General features: G+C 66.1%; 14 protein-coding genes. 10 read left to right on the top strand and 4 right to left on the bottom strand.

Going from position 1 to position 17,341, the window contains the following annotated elements:
* The first annotated feature begins 2 nt into the window (after positions 1-2).
* The 7 genes from nuoL (at position 3) to EQZ23_RS02410 (ending at position 8,650) form a co-directional block, all read left to right on the top strand.
* Positions 3-2,102 carry an NADH-quinone oxidoreductase subunit L gene (gene nuoL / locus EQZ23_RS02440; protein WP_128452873.1) on the top strand — a complete coding sequence of 700 codons (2,100 nt, stop codon included), beginning with the start codon at positions 3-5 and terminating at the stop codon, positions 2,100-2,102.
* Complete coding sequence (locus EQZ23_RS02435) at positions 2,102-3,634, top strand: NADH-quinone oxidoreductase subunit M (protein ID WP_128452872.1); 1,533 nt, start codon at positions 2,102-2,104, stop codon at positions 3,632-3,634. Before nuoL ends, EQZ23_RS02435 begins: the two co-directional genes overlap by 1 nt.
* A complete protein-coding gene (nuoN, locus tag EQZ23_RS02430) occupies positions 3,634-5,079 on the top strand; it encodes an NADH-quinone oxidoreductase subunit NuoN (RefSeq protein WP_128452871.1) in 1,446 nt (481 codons plus the stop codon). Before EQZ23_RS02435 ends, nuoN begins: the two co-directional genes overlap by 1 nt.
* Positions 5,046-5,813 carry a biotin--[acetyl-CoA-carboxylase] ligase gene (locus EQZ23_RS02425; protein WP_206364148.1) on the top strand — a complete coding sequence of 256 codons (768 nt, stop codon included), beginning with the start codon at positions 5,046-5,048 and terminating at the stop codon, positions 5,811-5,813. Before nuoN ends, EQZ23_RS02425 begins: the two co-directional genes overlap by 34 nt.
* A 72-nt stretch (positions 5,814-5,885) precedes the next feature.
* Positions 5,886-6,662 carry a type III pantothenate kinase gene (locus tag EQZ23_RS02420; RefSeq protein ID WP_128452870.1) on the top strand — a complete coding sequence of 259 codons (777 nt, stop codon included), beginning with the start codon at positions 5,886-5,888 and terminating at the stop codon, positions 6,660-6,662.
* Between the two features lie 63 nt (positions 6,663-6,725).
* Positions 6,726-8,363 carry a ribonuclease J gene (locus EQZ23_RS02415; RefSeq protein ID WP_128452869.1) on the top strand — a complete coding sequence of 546 codons (1,638 nt, stop codon included), beginning with the start codon at positions 6,726-6,728 and terminating at the stop codon, positions 8,361-8,363.
* A gap of 5 nt (positions 8,364-8,368) precedes the next feature.
* Positions 8,369-8,650 carry a DUF1467 family protein gene (locus EQZ23_RS02410; RefSeq protein ID WP_128453551.1) on the top strand — a complete coding sequence of 94 codons (282 nt, stop codon included), beginning with the start codon at positions 8,369-8,371 and terminating at the stop codon, positions 8,648-8,650.
* 150 nt (positions 8,651-8,800) lie between these two features.
* On the opposite strand, the gene EQZ23_RS02405 is transcribed toward EQZ23_RS02410, so the two are convergent.
* Both EQZ23_RS02405 and EQZ23_RS02400 read right to left on the bottom strand, forming a co-directional pair.
* A complete protein-coding gene (locus EQZ23_RS02405; RefSeq protein ID WP_128452868.1) occupies positions 8,801-9,583 on the bottom strand; it encodes an SDR family oxidoreductase in 783 nt (260 codons plus the stop codon).
* A 12-nt stretch (positions 9,584-9,595) separates the two neighbouring features.
* Positions 9,596-11,803 (bottom strand): hypothetical protein, encoded by a 2,208-nt coding sequence (locus EQZ23_RS02400; RefSeq protein WP_240663145.1) that lies wholly within the window; start codon positions 11,801-11,803, stop codon positions 9,596-9,598.
* Positions 11,804-12,174: 371 nt separating this feature from the next.
* On the opposite strand from EQZ23_RS02400, the gene EQZ23_RS02395 reads away from it, so the two are divergent.
* The 3 genes from EQZ23_RS02395 to EQZ23_RS02385 are packed head-to-tail and all read left to right on the top strand — an operon-like array spanning position 12,175 to position 15,874.
* The gene (locus tag EQZ23_RS02395) at positions 12,175-13,356 is read left to right on the top strand and encodes a hypothetical protein (protein WP_128452867.1); all 1,182 of its coding nucleotides are present in this window, start codon (positions 12,175-12,177) and stop codon (positions 13,354-13,356) included.
* Between the two features lie 35 nt (positions 13,357-13,391).
* Complete coding sequence (locus EQZ23_RS02390; protein ID WP_128452866.1) at positions 13,392-14,486, top strand: DUF2336 domain-containing protein; 1,095 nt, start codon at positions 13,392-13,394, stop codon at positions 14,484-14,486.
* Positions 14,483-15,874: a HAMP domain-containing sensor histidine kinase gene (locus tag EQZ23_RS02385; protein WP_128452865.1), complete on the top strand. Its 1,392-nt coding sequence runs from the start codon at positions 14,483-14,485 to the stop codon at positions 15,872-15,874. Before EQZ23_RS02390 ends, EQZ23_RS02385 begins: the two co-directional genes overlap by 4 nt.
* On the opposite strand, the gene EQZ23_RS02380 is transcribed toward EQZ23_RS02385, so the two are convergent.
* On the bottom strand, positions 15,836-16,039 hold the full coding sequence (locus EQZ23_RS02380; RefSeq protein ID WP_056478923.1) for a hypothetical protein: 204 nt from the start codon (positions 16,037-16,039) through the stop codon (positions 15,836-15,838). The genes EQZ23_RS02385 and EQZ23_RS02380 overlap by 39 nt on opposite strands.
* Positions 16,039-17,322 (bottom strand): citrate synthase, encoded by a 1,284-nt coding sequence (locus EQZ23_RS02375; protein WP_128452864.1) that lies wholly within the window; start codon positions 17,320-17,322, stop codon positions 16,039-16,041. Before EQZ23_RS02375 ends, EQZ23_RS02380 begins: the two co-directional genes overlap by 1 nt.
* Between the last annotated feature and the right edge of the window lie 19 nt (positions 17,323-17,341).

Here is a 17,341-nt window from a genome sequence, read left to right as displayed (position 1 = left end):
GGTTGATCCAGCTTATCGTCTTCCTGCCATTACTGGCCGCGATCGTTGCCGGGTTCGGCAATCGCGCGATCGGCAACGTGCTGGCGAAAATCGTCACCACGGCCGCGTTGTTCGGTTCGTGTGCGTTGTCGTGGCCGATCTTCCTCGGCTTCATGGCGGGCACGAGTACCGCGACCGTCGCGCCGCTGCTCGACTTCATCCATTCCGGCGACATGAACGTCGCGTGGTCGCTGCGCGTCGATGCGCTGACCGCGGTGATGCTCGTCGTCGTCACGTCGGTCTCGGCGCTCGTCCATCTGTATAGCTGGGGCTATATGGACGAGGATCCCGACCAGCCGCGCTTCTTTGCGTATCTGTCGCTTTTCACCTTCGCGATGCTGATGCTCGTGACCGCGAACAACCTCGTCCAGATGTTCTTCGGCTGGGAAGGCGTGGGGCTCGCGTCCTACCTCCTGATCGGCTTCTGGTTCCGCAAGCCTTCGGCCAGCGCGGCGGCGATCAAGGCGTTCGTCGTCAACCGCGTCGGCGATCTGGGCTTCATGCTCGGCATCTTCGGCACGTTCCTGGTGTTCGGCACGGTCTCGATCCCCGAGATCCTGGCCGCTGCGCCCGGCATGGCCGGCGCGACGCTAGGGTTCCTCGGCTACCGCTTCGACACGATGACGGTGCTCTGCCTGCTGCTGTTCGTCGGCGCGATGGGCAAGTCGGCGCAGCTCGGGCTGCACACGTGGTTGCCGGACGCGATGGAAGGCCCGACCCCGGTGTCGGCGCTGATCCACGCGGCGACGATGGTCACCGCGGGCGTCTTCATGGTGTGCCGCCTGTCGCCGATGTTCGAGATGAGCCCGGTCGCGCTGACCGTGGTCACCTCGGTCGGTGCCGCGACCTGCCTGTTCGCGGCCACGTGCGGGCTCGTCCAGACCGACATCAAGCGCGTGATCGCGTATTCGACCTGTTCGCAGCTCGGCTACATGTTCTTCGCCGCCGGCGTCGGCGCCTATGGCGCGGCGATGTTCCACCTGTTCACGCACGCCTTCTTCAAGGCGCTGCTGTTCCTGGGTGCCGGTTCGGTGATCCATGCGATGCACCACGAGCAGGACATGCGTTATTATGGCGGGCTGCGTAAGAAGATCCCGGTGACGTTCTGGGGCATGATGGCGGGTACGCTCGCGATCACCGGCGTCGGCATCCCCGGCATCTTCGGCAACACCGCGTTCGGTTTCGCAGGCTTCCATTCGAAGGATCCGATCATCGAGGCGAGCTGGGCCGCGGGTCAGCCGGGCGTGTGGTTCGTCGGCGTGCTCGTCGCGTTGCTGACCAGCTTCTATTCGTGGCGCGTGATGTTCCTCACCTTCTGGGGCAAGCCGCGCTGGGCCGCATCGGAGCATATCCAGCATGCGCTCCACGACGCGCACGGCCATCACGGCGATGCGCATCATGCGGACGATCATCATGCGAACCCGGCCAAGGCCGAGGACGCAGGGCATGCGCCGCACGATCATCACGACGCGGCACATGCTCCGGCGGAAGGCGATGGCGGGTATCACCCGCATGAAAGCCCGCTGCCGATGCTGATCCCGCTGATCGTCCTTTCGATCGGTGCGGTGCTGGCTGGTTTCGTGTTCCACGGATACTTCATCGAGCCCGCTTCGGGCGAAGAGTTCTGGAAGGGCGCGCTCGCGTTCCGTGAACATCTGATGCACGAGATGCACGGCGTGCCGCTGCTCATCAAGCTGTCGGCGACGATCGCGATGCTGCTCGGGCTGCTGACCGCCTGGTACGCCTATATCAAGAACCCGTCCTTCCCGGCCAAGGTCGTCGAACAGTTCGGCGTGCTCTACGACTTCCTGCTGCATAAGTGGTATTTCGACGAGCTGTACGACCTGATCTTCGTCCGCCCCGCCTTCGCGATCGGCCGCTTCCTGTGGCACCGCGGCGACGAGAAGACGATCAACCGGTTCGGCCCCGACGGGTCGGCATGGCTGGTCCAGATCGGCGCGCGCGTCGCTGGCCGCTTCCAGACGGGATATCTCTACACCTATGCCTTTGTCATGCTGATCGGCCTGACCGCAGCCGTCACCTGGGCGATCGGACTCTATTGATGACCGGCTTTCCTATCCTCTCCGTCCTGATCGCGGTCCCGATGATCGCGGCCGTCGCGTGCTTGTTCGTTTCGGCGAACACGGCGCGGATGCTCGCGCTGGCGGCGACGCTGATCGACTTCGTGCTCGGCATCATGCTGTGGATGAATTACGATATCGGCGGCGCGCAGTGGCAGTTCGTCGAGCATGCCCCGGGCATCTTCGGCCCGTTCGGCTGGTCGCTTGGCATCGACGGCTTCGCGCTGATGCTGATCATGCTCAGCGTGTTCCTGATGCCGATCTGCATCGGCGCCAGCTGGCGCTCGATCACGACGCGCGTGCCGGAATACATGGCGGCGTTCCTGTTCACCGAAGTGCTGATGATCGGCACGTTCGCGGCGCAGGATCTGTTCCTGTTCTACGTGTTCTTCGAAGCCGGCCTGATCCCGATGTACCTCATCATCGGCATCTGGGGCGGGGCGAACCGGATCTACGCGTCGTACAAGTTCTTCCTGTACACGCTGCTCGGCTCGGTCCTGATGTTCATCGCGATGCTGTACATGGCGAAGACCGCGGGCACGACCAGCATCCCGGCGCTGCTGAACTACGACTTCCCGGCGCATGTGCAGACATGGCTGTGGCTGGCGTTCTTCGCATCGTTCGCGGTCAAGATGCCGATGTGGCCGGTCCACACCTGGCTGCCCGACGCGCACGTGCAGGCGCCGACCGCAGGGTCTGTCATCCTTGCGGGCGTGCTGCTGAAGCTCGGCGGATACGGCTTCCTGCGCTTCCTGCTGCCGATGTTCCCCGAAGCGTCCGGCCAACTGACCTGGCTGATCTTCGGCCTGTCGGCGATCGCGGTGATCTACACGAGCCTCGTCGCGCTCGTGCAGTCGGACATGAAGAAGCTGATCGCCTATTCGTCGGTCGCGCATATGGCGATCGTCACGATCGGTCTGTTCGCGTTCAACCGGCAGGGCATCGAAGGCGCGATGATCATGATGCTGAGCCACGGCTTGGTATCGGGTGCGTTGTTCCTGTGCGTCGGCGTGATCTACGATCAGCTCCATACCCGCGAGATCTCGCGTTATGGTGGCCTCGCGATCAATATGCCGCGTTATGCGATCCTGTTCCTGTTCTTCACGATGGCGTCGATCGGGCTGCCGGGCACCAGCGGCTTCGTCGCTGAGTTCCTGTCGCTGATGGGCACCTATCAGGTCTCGACCTGGACGGCGTTGCTCTGCACGACCAGCATCATCCTCGGCGCTGCGTACATGCTGTACCTGTATCGTCGTGTGGTGTTCGGTGAGATCAAGTCGGACGAGGTTCGCGGCATGGTCGATCTGTCGGCACGCGAATTCTGGTTGCTCGCTCCGATCGCCGCCGTCGTGCTGTGGATGGGCGTGTATCCGGAGAGCTTCCTGGCCCCGATGCGCAAGGACGTGACGGTGCTGCTCGCCCGCGTCGACCGCGCCAAGCCCGCCAGCGATTCGAACCCAACTGCGGGGAAGCCCGCCACCGTGCATGACGCCGCGCACGGGGAGGCACACTGATGGATTACGCCGCTAACATCGCAATGACGCTGCCTGAGCTGGTGCTGGCGTTGGGTGCGATCGCCCTGATGCTCGTCTCGGCATGGGGCGGGGACAAGTCCACGCGCGCCGTGTCGATCGCATCCGTGTTCGTCTTGGTAGGCGCAGGGATCGCGCTGGTCGGTCCGGCATCGTCGGGCGGCTATGCGTTCGACGGGCTGTACCGTGCCGATGCGTTCGGTGCGTTCGCCAAGGTGCTGATCTACATTGCCTCGGCAGTCGCGATCGTGATGGCCCCTAGCTTCTTCGCGCGCTCGCATGGGGACGATCTGAAGCCGGAATATCCGGTTCTGATCCTGTTGTCGGCATGCGGCATGGGCATGATGGTTTCGGCCAGCGACATGCTGACGCTGTATGTCGGTCTCGAGCTCCAGAGCCTTGCCGCCTATGTTCTCGCCAGCTTCATGCGGCGTGACGGGCGGTCGGCCGAAGCGGGCCTGAAGTATTTCGTGCTCGGCGCGCTTGCCAGCGGCATCCTGCTGTACGGCATCTCGCTGGTCTACGGGTTCAGCGGTACGACGTTGTTCTCAGGGATCGCCGACGCCTATGCGGGCACCAAGTCGCTGGGCTTGTTGTTCGGTCTCGTGTTCGTGTTCGCAGGGCTCGCGTTCAAGATCAGCGCAGTGCCGTTCCACATGTGGACGCCCGACGTGTACGAGGGCGCACCGACCCCGGTCACCGCATTCTTCGCGTCGGCCCCCAAGGTCGCGGCGATGGCGATGGCCGTGCGTGTCGCGGTCGATGCGATGGGCCCGGCGACCGACCAGTGGCGTCAGATCGTGATCTTCGCGGCACTCGCCTCGATCATCCTCGGTGCGGTCGCAGCGATCGGTCAGAGCAACGTCAAGCGGCTGCTCGCCTATTCGTCTATCAACAATGTCGGCTTCGCGCTGATCGGCCTTGCCGCAGGGACGCCGGAAGGCGTGTCGGGCGTGCTGATGTACATGACGATCTACGTCGCGATGACGCTGGGTTCGTTCCTGGTCGTGTTGCAGATGCGCGGTGACGACGGTCAGCCGGTCGAGACGATCGACAGCCTCGCCGGTATGTCGCGGACGCGGCCTGCGCTGGCCGCCGCGCTCGCGATCTTCATGTTCAGCCTTGCCGGCATTCCGCCGCTGTTCGGCTTCTACGCGAAGTTCGCAGTGTTCAGTGCGGCAGTCGATGCCGGGCTGTTCCCGCTGGCGGTGGTCGGCATCGCCGCCTCGGTGATCGGCGCCTATTACTATCTGCGTGTCGTCAAGACGATGTACTTCGATGATCCGGCGCCTGCGTTCGCGCCGATGGAGAGCAAGGTCGAAGGCGGGCTCATCGCCGTTGCCGCGATCTTCGTGTCGCCGGCAGGGTATCTCCTGATCCCGGTGATCGGGGCATGGACGATGACGGCTGCACGGGCGCTGTTCTGAGCATTATCCGTACCGTCGCGGAAACAGGATCGACCAACGCCGACCTGCTGGAGCTAGCCCGTAGCGGTGCCGAAGATGGCCTTTGGCTGCGTGCGATCCGGCAGACGGCGGGGCGGGGGCGGCTAGGCCGGGATTGGTCGTCGCCAGAGGGTAACCTCTACGCCAGCACGCTCGTCAGGCTCCGGCCGAGCGATCCGCAGCCGGCGAGCCTCGCGCTGGTCGCGGCGGTGGCGTTGCAGGAAACCGTGTCGACGTTCCTCGTCGCGGGGATCTGCCAGGGTACGACCGATGCTGGTGCGACGCTCGTGCTGAAATGGCCGAACGACTTGCTGCTCGGCGACGCCAAGCTCTCGGGCATCCTGCTCGAGCGGACCGGCGATGCGGTGGTCATCGGGTACGGCGTCAACATCGCGCATCATCCAGACCTTCCCGACCGTGCGACGACCGACTTGGCGACGCACGGCGTGGTGGTCGACCCGGCGATGTTCCTCGACATCCTCGCCGACAGTTTCACGCGCTGGCTCGGCCGTTGGCGGGCCGAGGGCATCGCGCCGGTTCGCGATCGCTGGATCGACTGCGCGCACCCCGCCGGCACGGCACTCACCGCGCGGCTTCCCGACGGCAACGGCATCGACGGCCTGTTCGTCGGGCTGGACGCGGACGGCGCGCTGATCCTGCGCGTAGCGTCGGGCGAGCGCCGCGTCATCCACGCCGCGGACGTGTTTTTACTGTGACCGAGCCACTATTCGCCATTTCGTCCCGTCTCGACTATGCACGCCGTGAACGGAAAGGTTGAAGGTCCCCGCATGCTGCTCGCCATCGATGCCGGCAATACCAATGTCGTGTTCGCGCTGGTCGACGGCGGCGAGATCGTCGCGCGCTGGCGGATCGCGACGGACCCCCGACGGACGGCGGACGAATATGCGGTGTGGCTCAGCCAGCTGATGCAGCTCGGCGGGCACGATCGCTCGGCGGTAAAGGGCGTAATCGTCGCGACCGTCGTCCCGCGGGCGCTTCACAACCTTCAGGTTCTCGCGTCGAAATATTTCAACACGCAAGCGTTGATCGCTGGGCAGGCGCCGATCGAATGGGGCATCGCGATCGATGTCGACGAGCCGGCCTCGCTCGGTGCCGACCGCGCGGTCAATACGATCGCCGCGCACGCGCTGCATCCCGGCGACCTGATCGTGATCGATTTCGGCACCGCGACCACCTTCGACGTCGTCGACTATAGTGGCGCGTACAAGGGCGGTATCATCGCGCCGGGGATCAACCTGTCGCTCGACGCGCTCGTCACCGCCGCCGCCAAGCTGCCGCGGATCGCAATCGAGGCACCGACCGATATCAGCGTGATCGGGCTCAACACCGTCTCGCAGATGCATATCGGCATCTATTGGGGCTATGTCGCGATGATCGAGGGGCTGGTCGCGCGCATGAAGGCCGAGATCGGCCGCCCGGTAAAGGTCGTCGCCACCGGCGGCCTCGCCACGTTATTCGAGAAACAGACCGACGTGTTCGACGTCATCGAAGCCGACCTGACGATCCAGGGGCTGGCGATGATGTGGGATCGTCACCATATCTAGGGCCATTTGGCTCGCGCCGACCGGCCTGCGGGCCACATTCTTATGCAATACTGAAAGTAATCAATGACTCCGAAGAACGAACTGCTTTTCTGTGGCCTGGGTGGCTCCGGCGAAATCGGCATGAACGTCAATCTGTACGGCTGCCAGGGCAAGTGGGTGATGGTCGATCTCGGCATCACCTTCGCCGATCCGCAATATCCCGGCGTCGACGTGATCCTGCCCGACCTGTCCTTTATCGAGGACCGGATCGACGATCTGCTCGGCATCGTGATCACGCACGGCCATGAGGATCATATCGGCTCGCTGCCGTATCTCGCCGAAGACCTCGGCGTGCCGATCTACGCGACGCCGTTCACGATGGGGCTGATCCGCGGCAAGCTCGAGGAAGAGGGAATCGCCAATCGCGTGAAGCTCAAGATGATCCCGATGGGCGGCAACTTCCAGCTCGGGCCGTTCGGCTTCACCTTCGTCGAGATGTCGCATTCGATTCCGGAAGCGAACGCGCTGCTGATCGACACGCCGTACGGCCGTGTGTTCCACACCGGCGACTGGAAGCTCGATGCCAACCCGGTGATCGGCAACCCGACCAAGCCCGAGGGCTTCATGGCGATCGGCGACAAGGGCGTCGATGTCCTGGTCTGCGATTCGACCAACATCTTCAACTCGACCGCGTCGGGTAGCGAGAGCACGGTCCGCAAGGGCCTGTTCGAGGAGGTCAGCAAGGCCAAGGGCCGCGTGATGATCACCAGCTTCGCGTCGAACGCGGCGCGGCTGCACACGTTCGGCGAAGTCGCCAAGGAAACCGGGCGCAAGTTGTGTGTGACCGGCCGTTCGCTCGACCGGATCATCAAGGTAGCGCGTGCGACGGGCTATCTGAAGGATTTCCCCGACACGATCAGCCCCGACGAAGCGATGCGCCTGCCGAAGAACAAGGTGCTGATCATCGCCACCGGCGGGCAGGGCGAGGAGCGCGCGGCGTTGGCGCGCGTCGCCAATGGCAGCCACACGATCTCGCTCGAGGCTGACGACACGGTGATCTTCTCCTCGAAGCAGATCCCGGGCAACGAGGTCCAGATCGGGCGCATCCAGAACACGCTGGCAGCGCGCGGCATCCGCATGATCACCGAGCGTCAGGCGCATGTGCATGTCTCGGGACATCCCGGCCAGCCCGAGCTCGCGCAGATGTATGACTGGCTGCGGCCCGACGTGCTGATCCCAACGCACGGCGAGATGCGCCACATGATGGAGCATGCCCGCTTCGGTCTCGAACAGGGGATCCCACGCGCGCTGGTGCAGAGCAATGGCGACATCGTTCGTCTGGCACCCAAGGGCCCGGTCAAGATCGGCAACGCGACGGTCGGGCGGCTCGTGCTCGACGGCGACGTGATCCTGCCGGCGGAGGGCGCGACGCTCAACGAGCGCCGCAAGCTGGCAATCAACGGCCAGATCTCGGTCGGCGTTGCACTGGGCAGGGACGGCCGGATGGTCGGCCAGCCGCAGGTTCGCGTGCAGGGCGTGCCGGTCGAGGAAGATCGCGCGGCGTTCATCGCCGATGCGGTCCAGGCGGCGGCCGATACGGTGCGTGGCGGCAAGCGCGATAGCGACAAGATGCGCGAGCAGATCCGTCTCGCGGTGCGCAAGGTCGCCAAGCGCTGGACCGGCAAGCAGCCGATCGTCGACGTGCTGCTGATCGAAGGCTGATGGACATGCGCTGGACCTCGGCACTCGCGATCTACGTCCTGTTCTGGGCGTTCTCGGTGTTCCTGGTCCTGCCGTTTGGCGTCCGCACGACACGCGAGGCCGGGGGCGATCTCGTCCCCGGCCAGGCTGAAAGCGCCCCTGACGAGTTTCACTCGGGGCGCACGGCGTGGCGGGTGACCGTGGTGGCAACCGTACTGTTCGTGCTGTTCCAGCTGAACTACAGCTACGGCTGGATCACGCCGCAGAGCGTCGACCTGTTCGACCGCGGGAACATGGTCACGCGCTGAGCGGCGATCCGATTAATCCTCCCCCGCCAGGGGGAGGTGGCTGGCACTTGCCAGACGGAGGGGGCGGTAGGCGCAAACCTCTGCTTCGTGTCCGCCCCCTCCGTCACCTTCGGTGCCACCTCCCCCTTGCGGGGGAGGATCAGGGGAGTATCACCCCGGCGATGCAGCCGAGCCGGCCAGGAGCCCACCATCGATATTGATCTCGGTCCCGGTGATATACGTCGCCTCGTCCGACGCGAGCATCACCGCGATCGCGGCGACCTCGTCCGGCATGCCGAAGCGTTTGAGCGGCGTGTCGGCCACCAACGCCTGCATCCGCTCCTCGCGGTCAGGCCCAGTCCCGAGCATCGGTTCCCAGATCGGCGTCAGGATCGCCGCGGGATGCACCGAGTTGCAGCGGATCTTCCACCCTTGTTGCGCGCAGTACAGCGCCACCGTCTTGCTGTGGTTACGGATCGCCGCCTTCGATGACGCATAGGCCGCGGCGAGGGGAATGCCGACCAGCCCGGACCGCGACGAGATGTTGATGATCGACCCGGTCCCCGCGGCCTTCATCGCGCCGATCGCATAGCGACTGCCGAGGAACGTGCCGTCGAGGTTGACCGCATGAACCGCGCGCCAGTCCGCCAAGCTTGCATGTTCGGGATCGTGCGCGACCATGCCGTGCTCGAAGCCGGTCACCCCGGCATTATTGACGACCACGTCCGCGACCGGAACGCGCTTCGCCAGCCGCTGCCAATCGGCTTCCTCGCGGACGTCGAGCTTTTCGAACCGGCATCCGATCGCGGAGGCCGTTGCCGCGCCTGCGGTTTCGTCGATATCCGTGACGATGACGACAGCGCCTTCGTTATGGAAGCGCTCGGCGATCGCGCGGCCTATGCCTCGCGCTGCGCCGGTGACGACGCAGATCTTGGTGTTCAATCTTTGCGTCACCAGCTTGCCGCCTCAGCGCAGCCGCTCGATCGCCTGAGCGAGTGCGACGTACAGCTTGCCCATGTCCGACGACAGCAAGGTCACCCCGAGCGGCGAGCCGTCGCGCTGCGTCAGGATCGCCCGAAGCATCGATTCGAAGTCGTGAATGTACCGGTTGACCATCTCGCGGAACGCTTCGTCGTTATCATAAAGACCGGCGATCTCGCGCACTTCGCTCGCATCGAGTATCCGCACTGCGCGGCGCGTGAAGACGCCGCGGTCGCCCTTGAGGTACGCCCCCCAGGCGCTGTCGGAGATTTCCGGGGCGATCGCCTTGGTGATGTCGATCGAGGCCGAGTTGAGCGATTCGATCAGCAGCGAGACGCGGCGGGCGAAGGTGTCCCGGTCGGCATCGTCGCGTTCGGCGCGCGCCTCTTCGATCCGCGTGTCGACGATCGCGGTCTGGCCGACGATCGCCTCGACTTCGCGCGCAAGGCGTTCGGTCGCGCCAGTCGCGGCCTCGACGGCTGCGTCGGTGGCGTCGGTGAGCGCCTTGACCTGTCGCTCTACCGTGTCGTTGGTTGCGCGGCGCATCGCGTCGGCGCTGGCCGCGCCGAGCGCGGCTGCGGCTTCCGGAATGACCTTCGACAGCGTCTCGCGTGCCTTGTCGGCCGCGACCGCGGCGGTTTCGCGGACGCGATGCAGCGCTTCGATCAGCTGCGGCGCGGCGTCCTCGGCGAAATGCTGCGTCCGGCCGATCGCCTCGTCGACCATCTGGCCGAGCGCATCGGCCTTAGCGCGGCCGGTATTGAGCGTGTTGAGCAGATCGGTCGACAGCGTATCGAGCACCTGGCGCTGTTCGCCGATGACGCCGGCGATCGCCTCGATCGCGTCGTGTGTGCTCTCCGCAGCAGTGACCAGCGCGAGCAGCTCGGGCCGCGCCGAGACGACGATGTTCTTGCTGGCGAGGACGTGCGAATCGAGCCGCCCCAGCGCCTCGGGCATCGTCTCGTCGATCTCACGCGCGGCCGCGTCGAGCGCGACCAGCAGCGTTTCGGTCGTGGTGATGGTCCGGTGCGCCATCTCGTCGCCGCTGCGCAACGCTTCGGTCATCGCATCGGCCGAGCCGCCGAGCGCGCTGATCGAGGCGGCGAGGCCCTGGGTGCGTTCGGTGCCGTGGCGGTGGAGCGCCTCGATCCGTGCCTCGACTTCGCCGAGTCCGGTGTGGAGGTCGTCGACGATCCGGTCGCCGGCGTTGCGTTGCAGGTCGAGGCGGATCGCGACGCGTTCGATCGCGTCCTCGACGGTGGCGATGCGGCGGGCGAGCGCTTCGGCGCTGTCGCGCGCGGCGCTGTCGAGCGCGGCCTGGTTCGCGCCGACCATCGCCAGCATCGCGTCGCCCTGTGCGGCAATACCCTTGCGCGCCTCGTCGACCGCGTCGGCGGTCCGGTTGAGCAGCGCATCGACCGCGCCGGACATGCCGTCGGTCACCGATTCGAGGTGCGCGCCCGCGGTCTGGCTGGTCGCCTCCATGCGGACGATGTGCGCGGCGAGGCGTTGCGCGGCGCCGCTCGCCATCGTGTCGGCATCGCGGCCGCGTTCGGCGAGCGCGACGATCTGCGCGTCGAGCGCGGCTGCGTGTTCGCTGGCCGACAGACCGGTGCGTTCGAGGCGCTTGGCGACATCGTCGATGTCCGCCTGGGCGCGGGGGAGGGTGGCGATCAGGACCCCCAGGCTGGTCTGCGCACCCGCGGTCGAGGTGGCGAGATTACGCGCGTGCGCCGCGGCCTGGTCGATTTCGGACACCATGCCGCGACCGATCGCCGCGAGCTGTTCGGTCGCGCCGCTGCCCATCGTCATGAGCGTGTCGAGCTGCTCGGCGAGCTGTGCGCGGTTGGCGTCGATCGTGTTCGACAGTGCGGCGACCGTCCGTTCCAGGCTGGCGGCTTCGTCGCGCATGGCTTGGGCGGTGACACCGAAGCGGTGCGCCTCGGTACGGCTGGTGCGCATCGCGAGCAGCCAGACGATGCCGACGAGCGCGGGGACGACACAAAGAGCGGCGATGAACTGGACGAGCACGACCGGTTCGATCGTCGCCAGCGAACCACGTGCAAGCCAGAGCATGGCGGCGAGCCATACGATCACGACACCGACTGCGATACCGGCGTAAAGAGGTCCGCGTTCGCGCACAGGGTCTTGATCGACCTCGTCGAAAGTCGGCTCGGTGACGGCGTCGGACATATCTTCTATCACCGGATCCATCACGATATCCGCGCGAATGGGATGGGCATTGCCTGCCGACGCGCGAAACCCGATCATTGACGAACCCCCGTTCATGAACATCGGAAGTATCATGGATTGCCGCCCGACAAAACGGATGATGCGACGGTTCGGCGAACATCCGTCCGGTAAGCGGGGCGACACAGCGTATGATCGTGGCGGCATCGACAGGAGCGGCTGTCGGTACGTGCAATTAATTCGCCGCAAGGCGGAGGGTTTAGTCCTCTCGGCCGGAGAGTTTATCGCCCGTAACGTCGAACCGAACCATGATGCGGGGTGGTTTGGCCGAACGCGGGCTTTGCAGGACGGCGTGTACCGCCTAACAGCCTGCGATGCTTGCCGGTCTATTATTTGCAATACACGACGCCGACGATCGTCCCGATCGTCTGGCCGCGACCCTGCCGTTCAGTGGCGTCACGCTTATCGAGTACCAGGCGCGGTTGCTGATCGCGGCGGGGGTGTCGCAGGTGATCGTCGTCGTCGCGCGGATGACTCCCGAACTGCTCGGCGCGATCAATCGCATCGGCCGGCGCGGCGTGAGCGTCGATACGGTGCGCTCCGCGACCGAGGCGGTCGAGAAACTCCATCCGCTCGCGCGCGTGCTGATGCTGGGCGACGGACTGGTCACCACCGAGGCGATCGTCAAGGCGATGGCGGACGAGGAGGGCGATTGCCTGCTCGTCGTGCCGGAAGGCGATGCGGGGCCCGGGTTCGAGCGCGTCGGCGGGCAGATGGCATGGGCCGGTGTCGCGCGGCTGAGTTCGAGCCGGATCGCCGAGGTGGCCGCGTTGCCACAGGATTACGACCTCCAGTCGTCGCTGCTGCGGTTGGCGGTGCAGTCGCGCGCGATCCATGTCCTGCTCCCGACCGACGCGGTGCGCGGCGGGCACGGGATCGAGCGGCAGGCGCGGACGCTGGAGGAGCGCGGGCGCGCCGTGCTGATGACGATCGTGTCGGGGCGGCGCGGCTGGTTCGATCGCTTCGTGCTCGCGCCGATCGCGCGGCTGGCATTGCCGCTGCTGGTCGATCGTGGCGCAGCGGGGACGACCGTCGGTGCGGCCGGGCTGGCGCTGGGCGTCGCCGGGCTGGTCACGATAGGCGTCGGGCTGTCGTCGATCGGGCTGGTGGTAGCGTTGGTCGGCTGTATCGCGCTGGCGCTCGGCTCGGTGTTGAGCGGCCTTCGCGACGAGGCACCGATGGCGCGCTGGCAGACGCTCGCGATCGCAGGCGTCGTCGCAGCGGCGATTCTCGTCTTCGCGTTCTTCGTCAGCGGCTATGCGGGCGACAATACCGCGCTGGCGATCGGCACCGCGACGGTCGCGATCGGTGGACTGGCCGAGCGCGCGATACTCGAGCGCGAACGACGGCTGTGGTGGGGCAGCCCGGCGGCCTATCTGCTGGTGGTCGCTGTGTTCGCGTTGATCGGCTTTCCGGTATTCGGACTGGGCGTGACGGCGGTCTACGCGACCGCTACGCTGGCGGCGGCAATCGAACGATTGCGTCGCGCGCCTTAGGCGTACCTTAACGACCGGGGGCTAAGCACGGGATCATGTCGGTCGGCCCAACGATGCAAGACGCTATGCCGTCCTATGATCCAGTGCAGCGAGGCGAGGCTGCGCGCCTGCGCGCCGAGACTCGGCTGGCCGGCACGATCGCCGACTTTTTCCTCGATGCGGACGCACGGATCGACGATCGCACGCGGCTGATGCTGGCACAGGTTCTCTGTGCGATCGTCGGGTCGATCGAATGGGATATCCGGCGGCATGCGGCGCGGTTGCTGGCCGGTGTCGGTGCGACGCAGGCAGGCGAGGCGATCCTGAAGGCGGGGGTAGGCACCGTCCTGCAACGCCTCACACGCGCGGGCCTGCTGCGTGACGAAGACCTGATGGACGAACTGATCGCGCGCGTCCGCCACGATCTGATCGCGGCCGCGCTGCCGGTCGAGGTGGCCGAACCCGACGAGGCAAGCCTGCTCGTGCGACTGGCCGGTGTGCCCGACAGCGTCGTGGCCTCGGCAGCCTCGGCGTTGCTCGCGGCCGAAAGCCGGCGGCGGGTGGCGAACGAGCAGGCTATGGTCGGAGGCAGCGAACTGCCCGCCGAACTGCATCACCGACTGGTCTGGTGGGTGGCCGCGGCGATCCGTGACGGCTTGACGTCGGCGACCCGCGAGAGCGATCGCGCGATCGCCGACGCGGCACAGCGCGGTCTGGCGGCGCATGACGAGGGCGAGCGGCCCGATGCGGTGGCGACACGGCTGGCGGCGGCGCTCGATGCGCGCCCCAATGAGTTGCCGGCGGTGCTGGTCGAGTCGATCGGCGACCGGCGGCTTTCCTTGTTCGTCGCGGTGCTGGCGCATGCGCTGGGCATCGCATTCGATCAGGCGCGGGCGATCACGCTGGACCCCGAGGGCGACCGGCTCTGGCTGGCCTTGCGCGCCCTCGACATGGATCGGCCGACGATCGCCAGGATCGGCCTTGCTCTGTCCGAGGCGGATCCGCGGCGCGACATCGAACAGTTCGCCGACGCGCTCGACGCGATCGTCTCGATCGGCGTGGAGGATGCGCGCGCGTCGGTCGCGCCGCTTGCGCTGAACCGCGATTTTCGGATGGCGTTGCGCGCACTGGCGCGTACGGAACGGCGATGAGTCTGTTCGATCCATCGACCGAGAGCCCGATCGCGCATGCCATCGTCGCGCCCGACGGATCGCTGGCATTTGCGGACCCGGCGCTGATCGCGCTCAACCAGCGTGCCGGCGGTATGCGCGGCGCGCCGCTCGCCGTCCCGCAGCTGGCGACCATCGCCCGGCTGGCGCGGCGGCTCGGCATCGTCGTGTCGCGTGGCGTGGTGGTTGCGGACGACGAGACCGATGTGGACCTCTGGGTGCGCGCGCAGCCGGACGGCGAGAATGTCCGGCTGACGGTGAGCGGCTGGCGCGAAATCGCCGCGTGGCGCCCGGCCCGACCTTCGCCCGATACGCACGAAATCTTTCTCGGCAGCGACACCGATTGGCGGTGGGAAACCGACGCGGCGTTGCGGCTGACGTTCGTGACGCTGGATGCGGGGCCGAAGCATGGCTTCGACGCGTTCGCGTTGCTCGGTCAGCCGCTGACGGCGATGTTCGCGCTCGATGCCGGAGCGGACGGGACGTTGCCGATACTCGATTCGCTGGCACGTCGACGGCCGATGACGGCGCAACCGGCGCGGTTGCGGAGTTCGGGGCGGGCGGTGACGTTGACCGCGACCGTGCGTCATGACGCCTCGGGGGATTTCGCAGGCTTCGTCGGCACGGCGCGGATGGTCGTCGAAGACGTCGCCCCACCGGCCGAAACCGCGACGCTCTCGCCGACCTTCACGAGCGGGCTCGACAAGGCGTTGCGCATTCCTCTCGCGCGGATCGTCGCCAACGCCGACAGCATCAATGCGCAGGCGGATGGCCCGGTGCAGGGCGACTACGCCGATTACGCGGCGGATATCGCCAGCGCCGGGCGCCATCTGCTCGAACTGGTCGATGATCTTGTCGATCTCCAGGCGGTCGAGCGGCCGGATTTCACGCTGCTACCCGAGCCGATCGACCTTGCCGATGTCACGCGTCGCGCAGCGGGGTTGCTGTCGGTCCGCGCGGCCAATGCCGATGTCACGATCGCGCGACCGCCGGTCGACATGCGCGTCGCGGCGCTTGGCGATTTCCGGCGCGTGTTGCAGATCCTCGTCAATCTGGTCGGCAACGCGGTGCGCTATTCGCCGCGTGGCGCACAGGTGATCGTCACCGTGACACGTACCGAAAGCGACGCGGTTGTCGTGGTGGCGGACAAGGGCAAGGGTGTCGCCCCCGAGGATCAGGTACGGATTTTCGAAAAGTTCGAGCGGGTCGATCCGTCGGAGGCCGGCGGCAACGGGCTCGGCCTGTATATCGCGCGGCGGCTGGCGCGGGCGATGCAGGGGGATCTCACGGTTGAAAGCGCGCCCGGTCAAGGCGCGCGGTTCGTGTTGACGTTACCGGCGGATCCGGCGCGCCACCAGGATCAGCGCTAAACCGAACGCGGCGAGGAATGCGCCGCGATCCGCCCATGGCCGCTGGTCGAGCATGAAGCTCGACTGCGGCCAATGGACGTATCCGAGCCCCTGGCCGATCCAGAGCAGACCCATCAGCGCGCAGAGCACGCCGACGACCATCAGGATCGGCCGGAGCGTCGTCATTAGCGCGACGCCATCGGGACGTAGTCGCGCGCAGTCGGGCCGCTGTACAGCTGGCGCGGACGGCCGATCTTCTGGTCGGGATCGGTGATCATCTCGTTCCACTGCGCGACCCAGCCGACGGTGCGGGCAAGCGCGAAGAGGACGGTGAACATCGAGGTCGGGAAGCCGATCGCCGACAGGATGACGCCCGAGTAGAAATCGACGTTCGGGAACAGCTTCTTCTCGATGAAGTACGGATCGCTGAGCGCGAGACGCTCGAGTTCGATCGCGACGTCGAACACGGGGTCGGTGACGCCCAGCTCGCCGAGCACTTCCTTGACGGTTGTCTGCATGACGGCCGCGCGCGGATCGTAGTTCTTGTAGACGCGGTGACCGAAGCCCATCAGGCGGAAGGGATCGTTCTTGTCCTTGGCGCGCGCGATGTACTCGGGGATGCGGTCGACGGTACCGATCTCATGCAGCATGTTGAGCGCGGCTTCGTTCGCGCCGCCATGCGCGGGACCCCACAGGCAGGCAATGCCGGCCGCGATGCACGCGAACGGGTTGGCACCCGACGAGCCGGCGAGCCGGACGGTCGAGGTCGACGCGTTCTGCTCGTGATCGGCGTGGAGGATGAAGATGCGGTCCATCGCCTTTTCGACGATCGGGTTCACGACGTACTTCTCGGCCGGCACGCCGAACGTCATCTGCAGGAAATTGCCGGTGTAGCTCAGCGTGTTGTCCGGATAGACGAACGGCTGGCCGACGCTGTACTTGTACGCCATCGCGGCGATCGTCGGCATCTTGGCGATCAGGCGGTGCGACGCGATGACGCGCTGTGCCGGATCGTGGATGTCGGTCGAATCGTGATAGAAGGCCGATAGCGCGCCGACGACACCGCACAGGATCGCCATCGGATGCGCATCGCGACGGAAGCCGCGGAAGAACTGCGCGAGCTGCTCGTGCACCATCGTGTGGCGGGTGATCGTGTTCGAGAAATTCGCCAGCTCGTCCGCGCTTGGCAGTTCGCCGTTGAGCAGCAGATAGGCGACTTCCATGAAGTTCGACTGCTCGGCCAGTTCACCGATCGTGTAGCCGCGGTGCAGCAATGTGCCGGCGTCGCCGTCGATATAGGTCAGCTTCGACTGGCACGACGCGGTCGACGTGAAACCCGGATCATAAGTGAAGTTGTCGGTCTGCGCGTACAGCTTGCGGATATCGATGACATCGGGGCCGACCGTTCCGGACATGACCGGGTAATCGAAATCCTTGCCGTCGACCTTGAGGTTTGCGGTCTCGCTCATGCTTGTATCCTTCCTCGAA

The organism is Sphingomonas sp. UV9 (assembly GCF_004101245.1).
Lineage (GTDB): Bacteria > Pseudomonadota > Alphaproteobacteria > Sphingomonadales > Sphingomonadaceae > Sphingomonas.
This window is presented reverse-complemented; position numbering and strand designations above follow the sequence as displayed.

Bases quoted from the DNA above. Each gene is read 5' to 3' on its own strand.
- EQZ23_RS02435 (WP_128452872.1), top strand. From the start codon at position 2,102: ATGACCGGCTTTCCTATCCTCTCCGTCCTGATCGCGGTCCCGATGATC.
- nuoN (WP_128452871.1), top strand. From the start codon at position 3,634: ATGGATTACGCCGCTAACATCGCAATGACGCTGCCTGAGCTGGTGCTG.
- EQZ23_RS02425 (WP_206364148.1), top strand. From the start codon at position 5,046: ATGGACGATGACGGCTGCACGGGCGCTGTTCTGAGCATTATCCGTACC.
- EQZ23_RS02420 (WP_128452870.1), top strand. From the start codon at position 5,886: ATGCTGCTCGCCATCGATGCCGGCAATACCAATGTCGTGTTCGCGCTG.
- EQZ23_RS02415 (WP_128452869.1), top strand. From the start codon at position 6,726: ATGACTCCGAAGAACGAACTGCTTTTCTGTGGCCTGGGTGGCTCCGGC.
- EQZ23_RS02410 (WP_128453551.1), top strand. From the start codon at position 8,369: ATGCGCTGGACCTCGGCACTCGCGATCTACGTCCTGTTCTGGGCGTTC.
- EQZ23_RS02400 (WP_240663145.1), bottom strand. From the start codon at position 11,803: ATGTCCGACGCCGTCACCGAGCCGACTTTCGACGAGGTCGATCAAGAC.
- EQZ23_RS02395 (WP_128452867.1), top strand. From the start codon at position 12,175: ATGCTTGCCGGTCTATTATTTGCAATACACGACGCCGACGATCGTCCC.
- EQZ23_RS02390 (WP_128452866.1), top strand. From the start codon at position 13,392: ATGTCGGTCGGCCCAACGATGCAAGACGCTATGCCGTCCTATGATCCA.
- EQZ23_RS02385 (WP_128452865.1), top strand. From the start codon at position 14,483: ATGAGTCTGTTCGATCCATCGACCGAGAGCCCGATCGCGCATGCCATC.
- EQZ23_RS02380 (WP_056478923.1), bottom strand. From the start codon at position 16,039: ATGACGACGCTCCGGCCGATCCTGATGGTCGTCGGCGTGCTCTGCGCG.
- EQZ23_RS02375 (WP_128452864.1), bottom strand. From the start codon at position 17,322: ATGAGCGAGACCGCAAACCTCAAGGTCGACGGCAAGGATTTCGATTAC.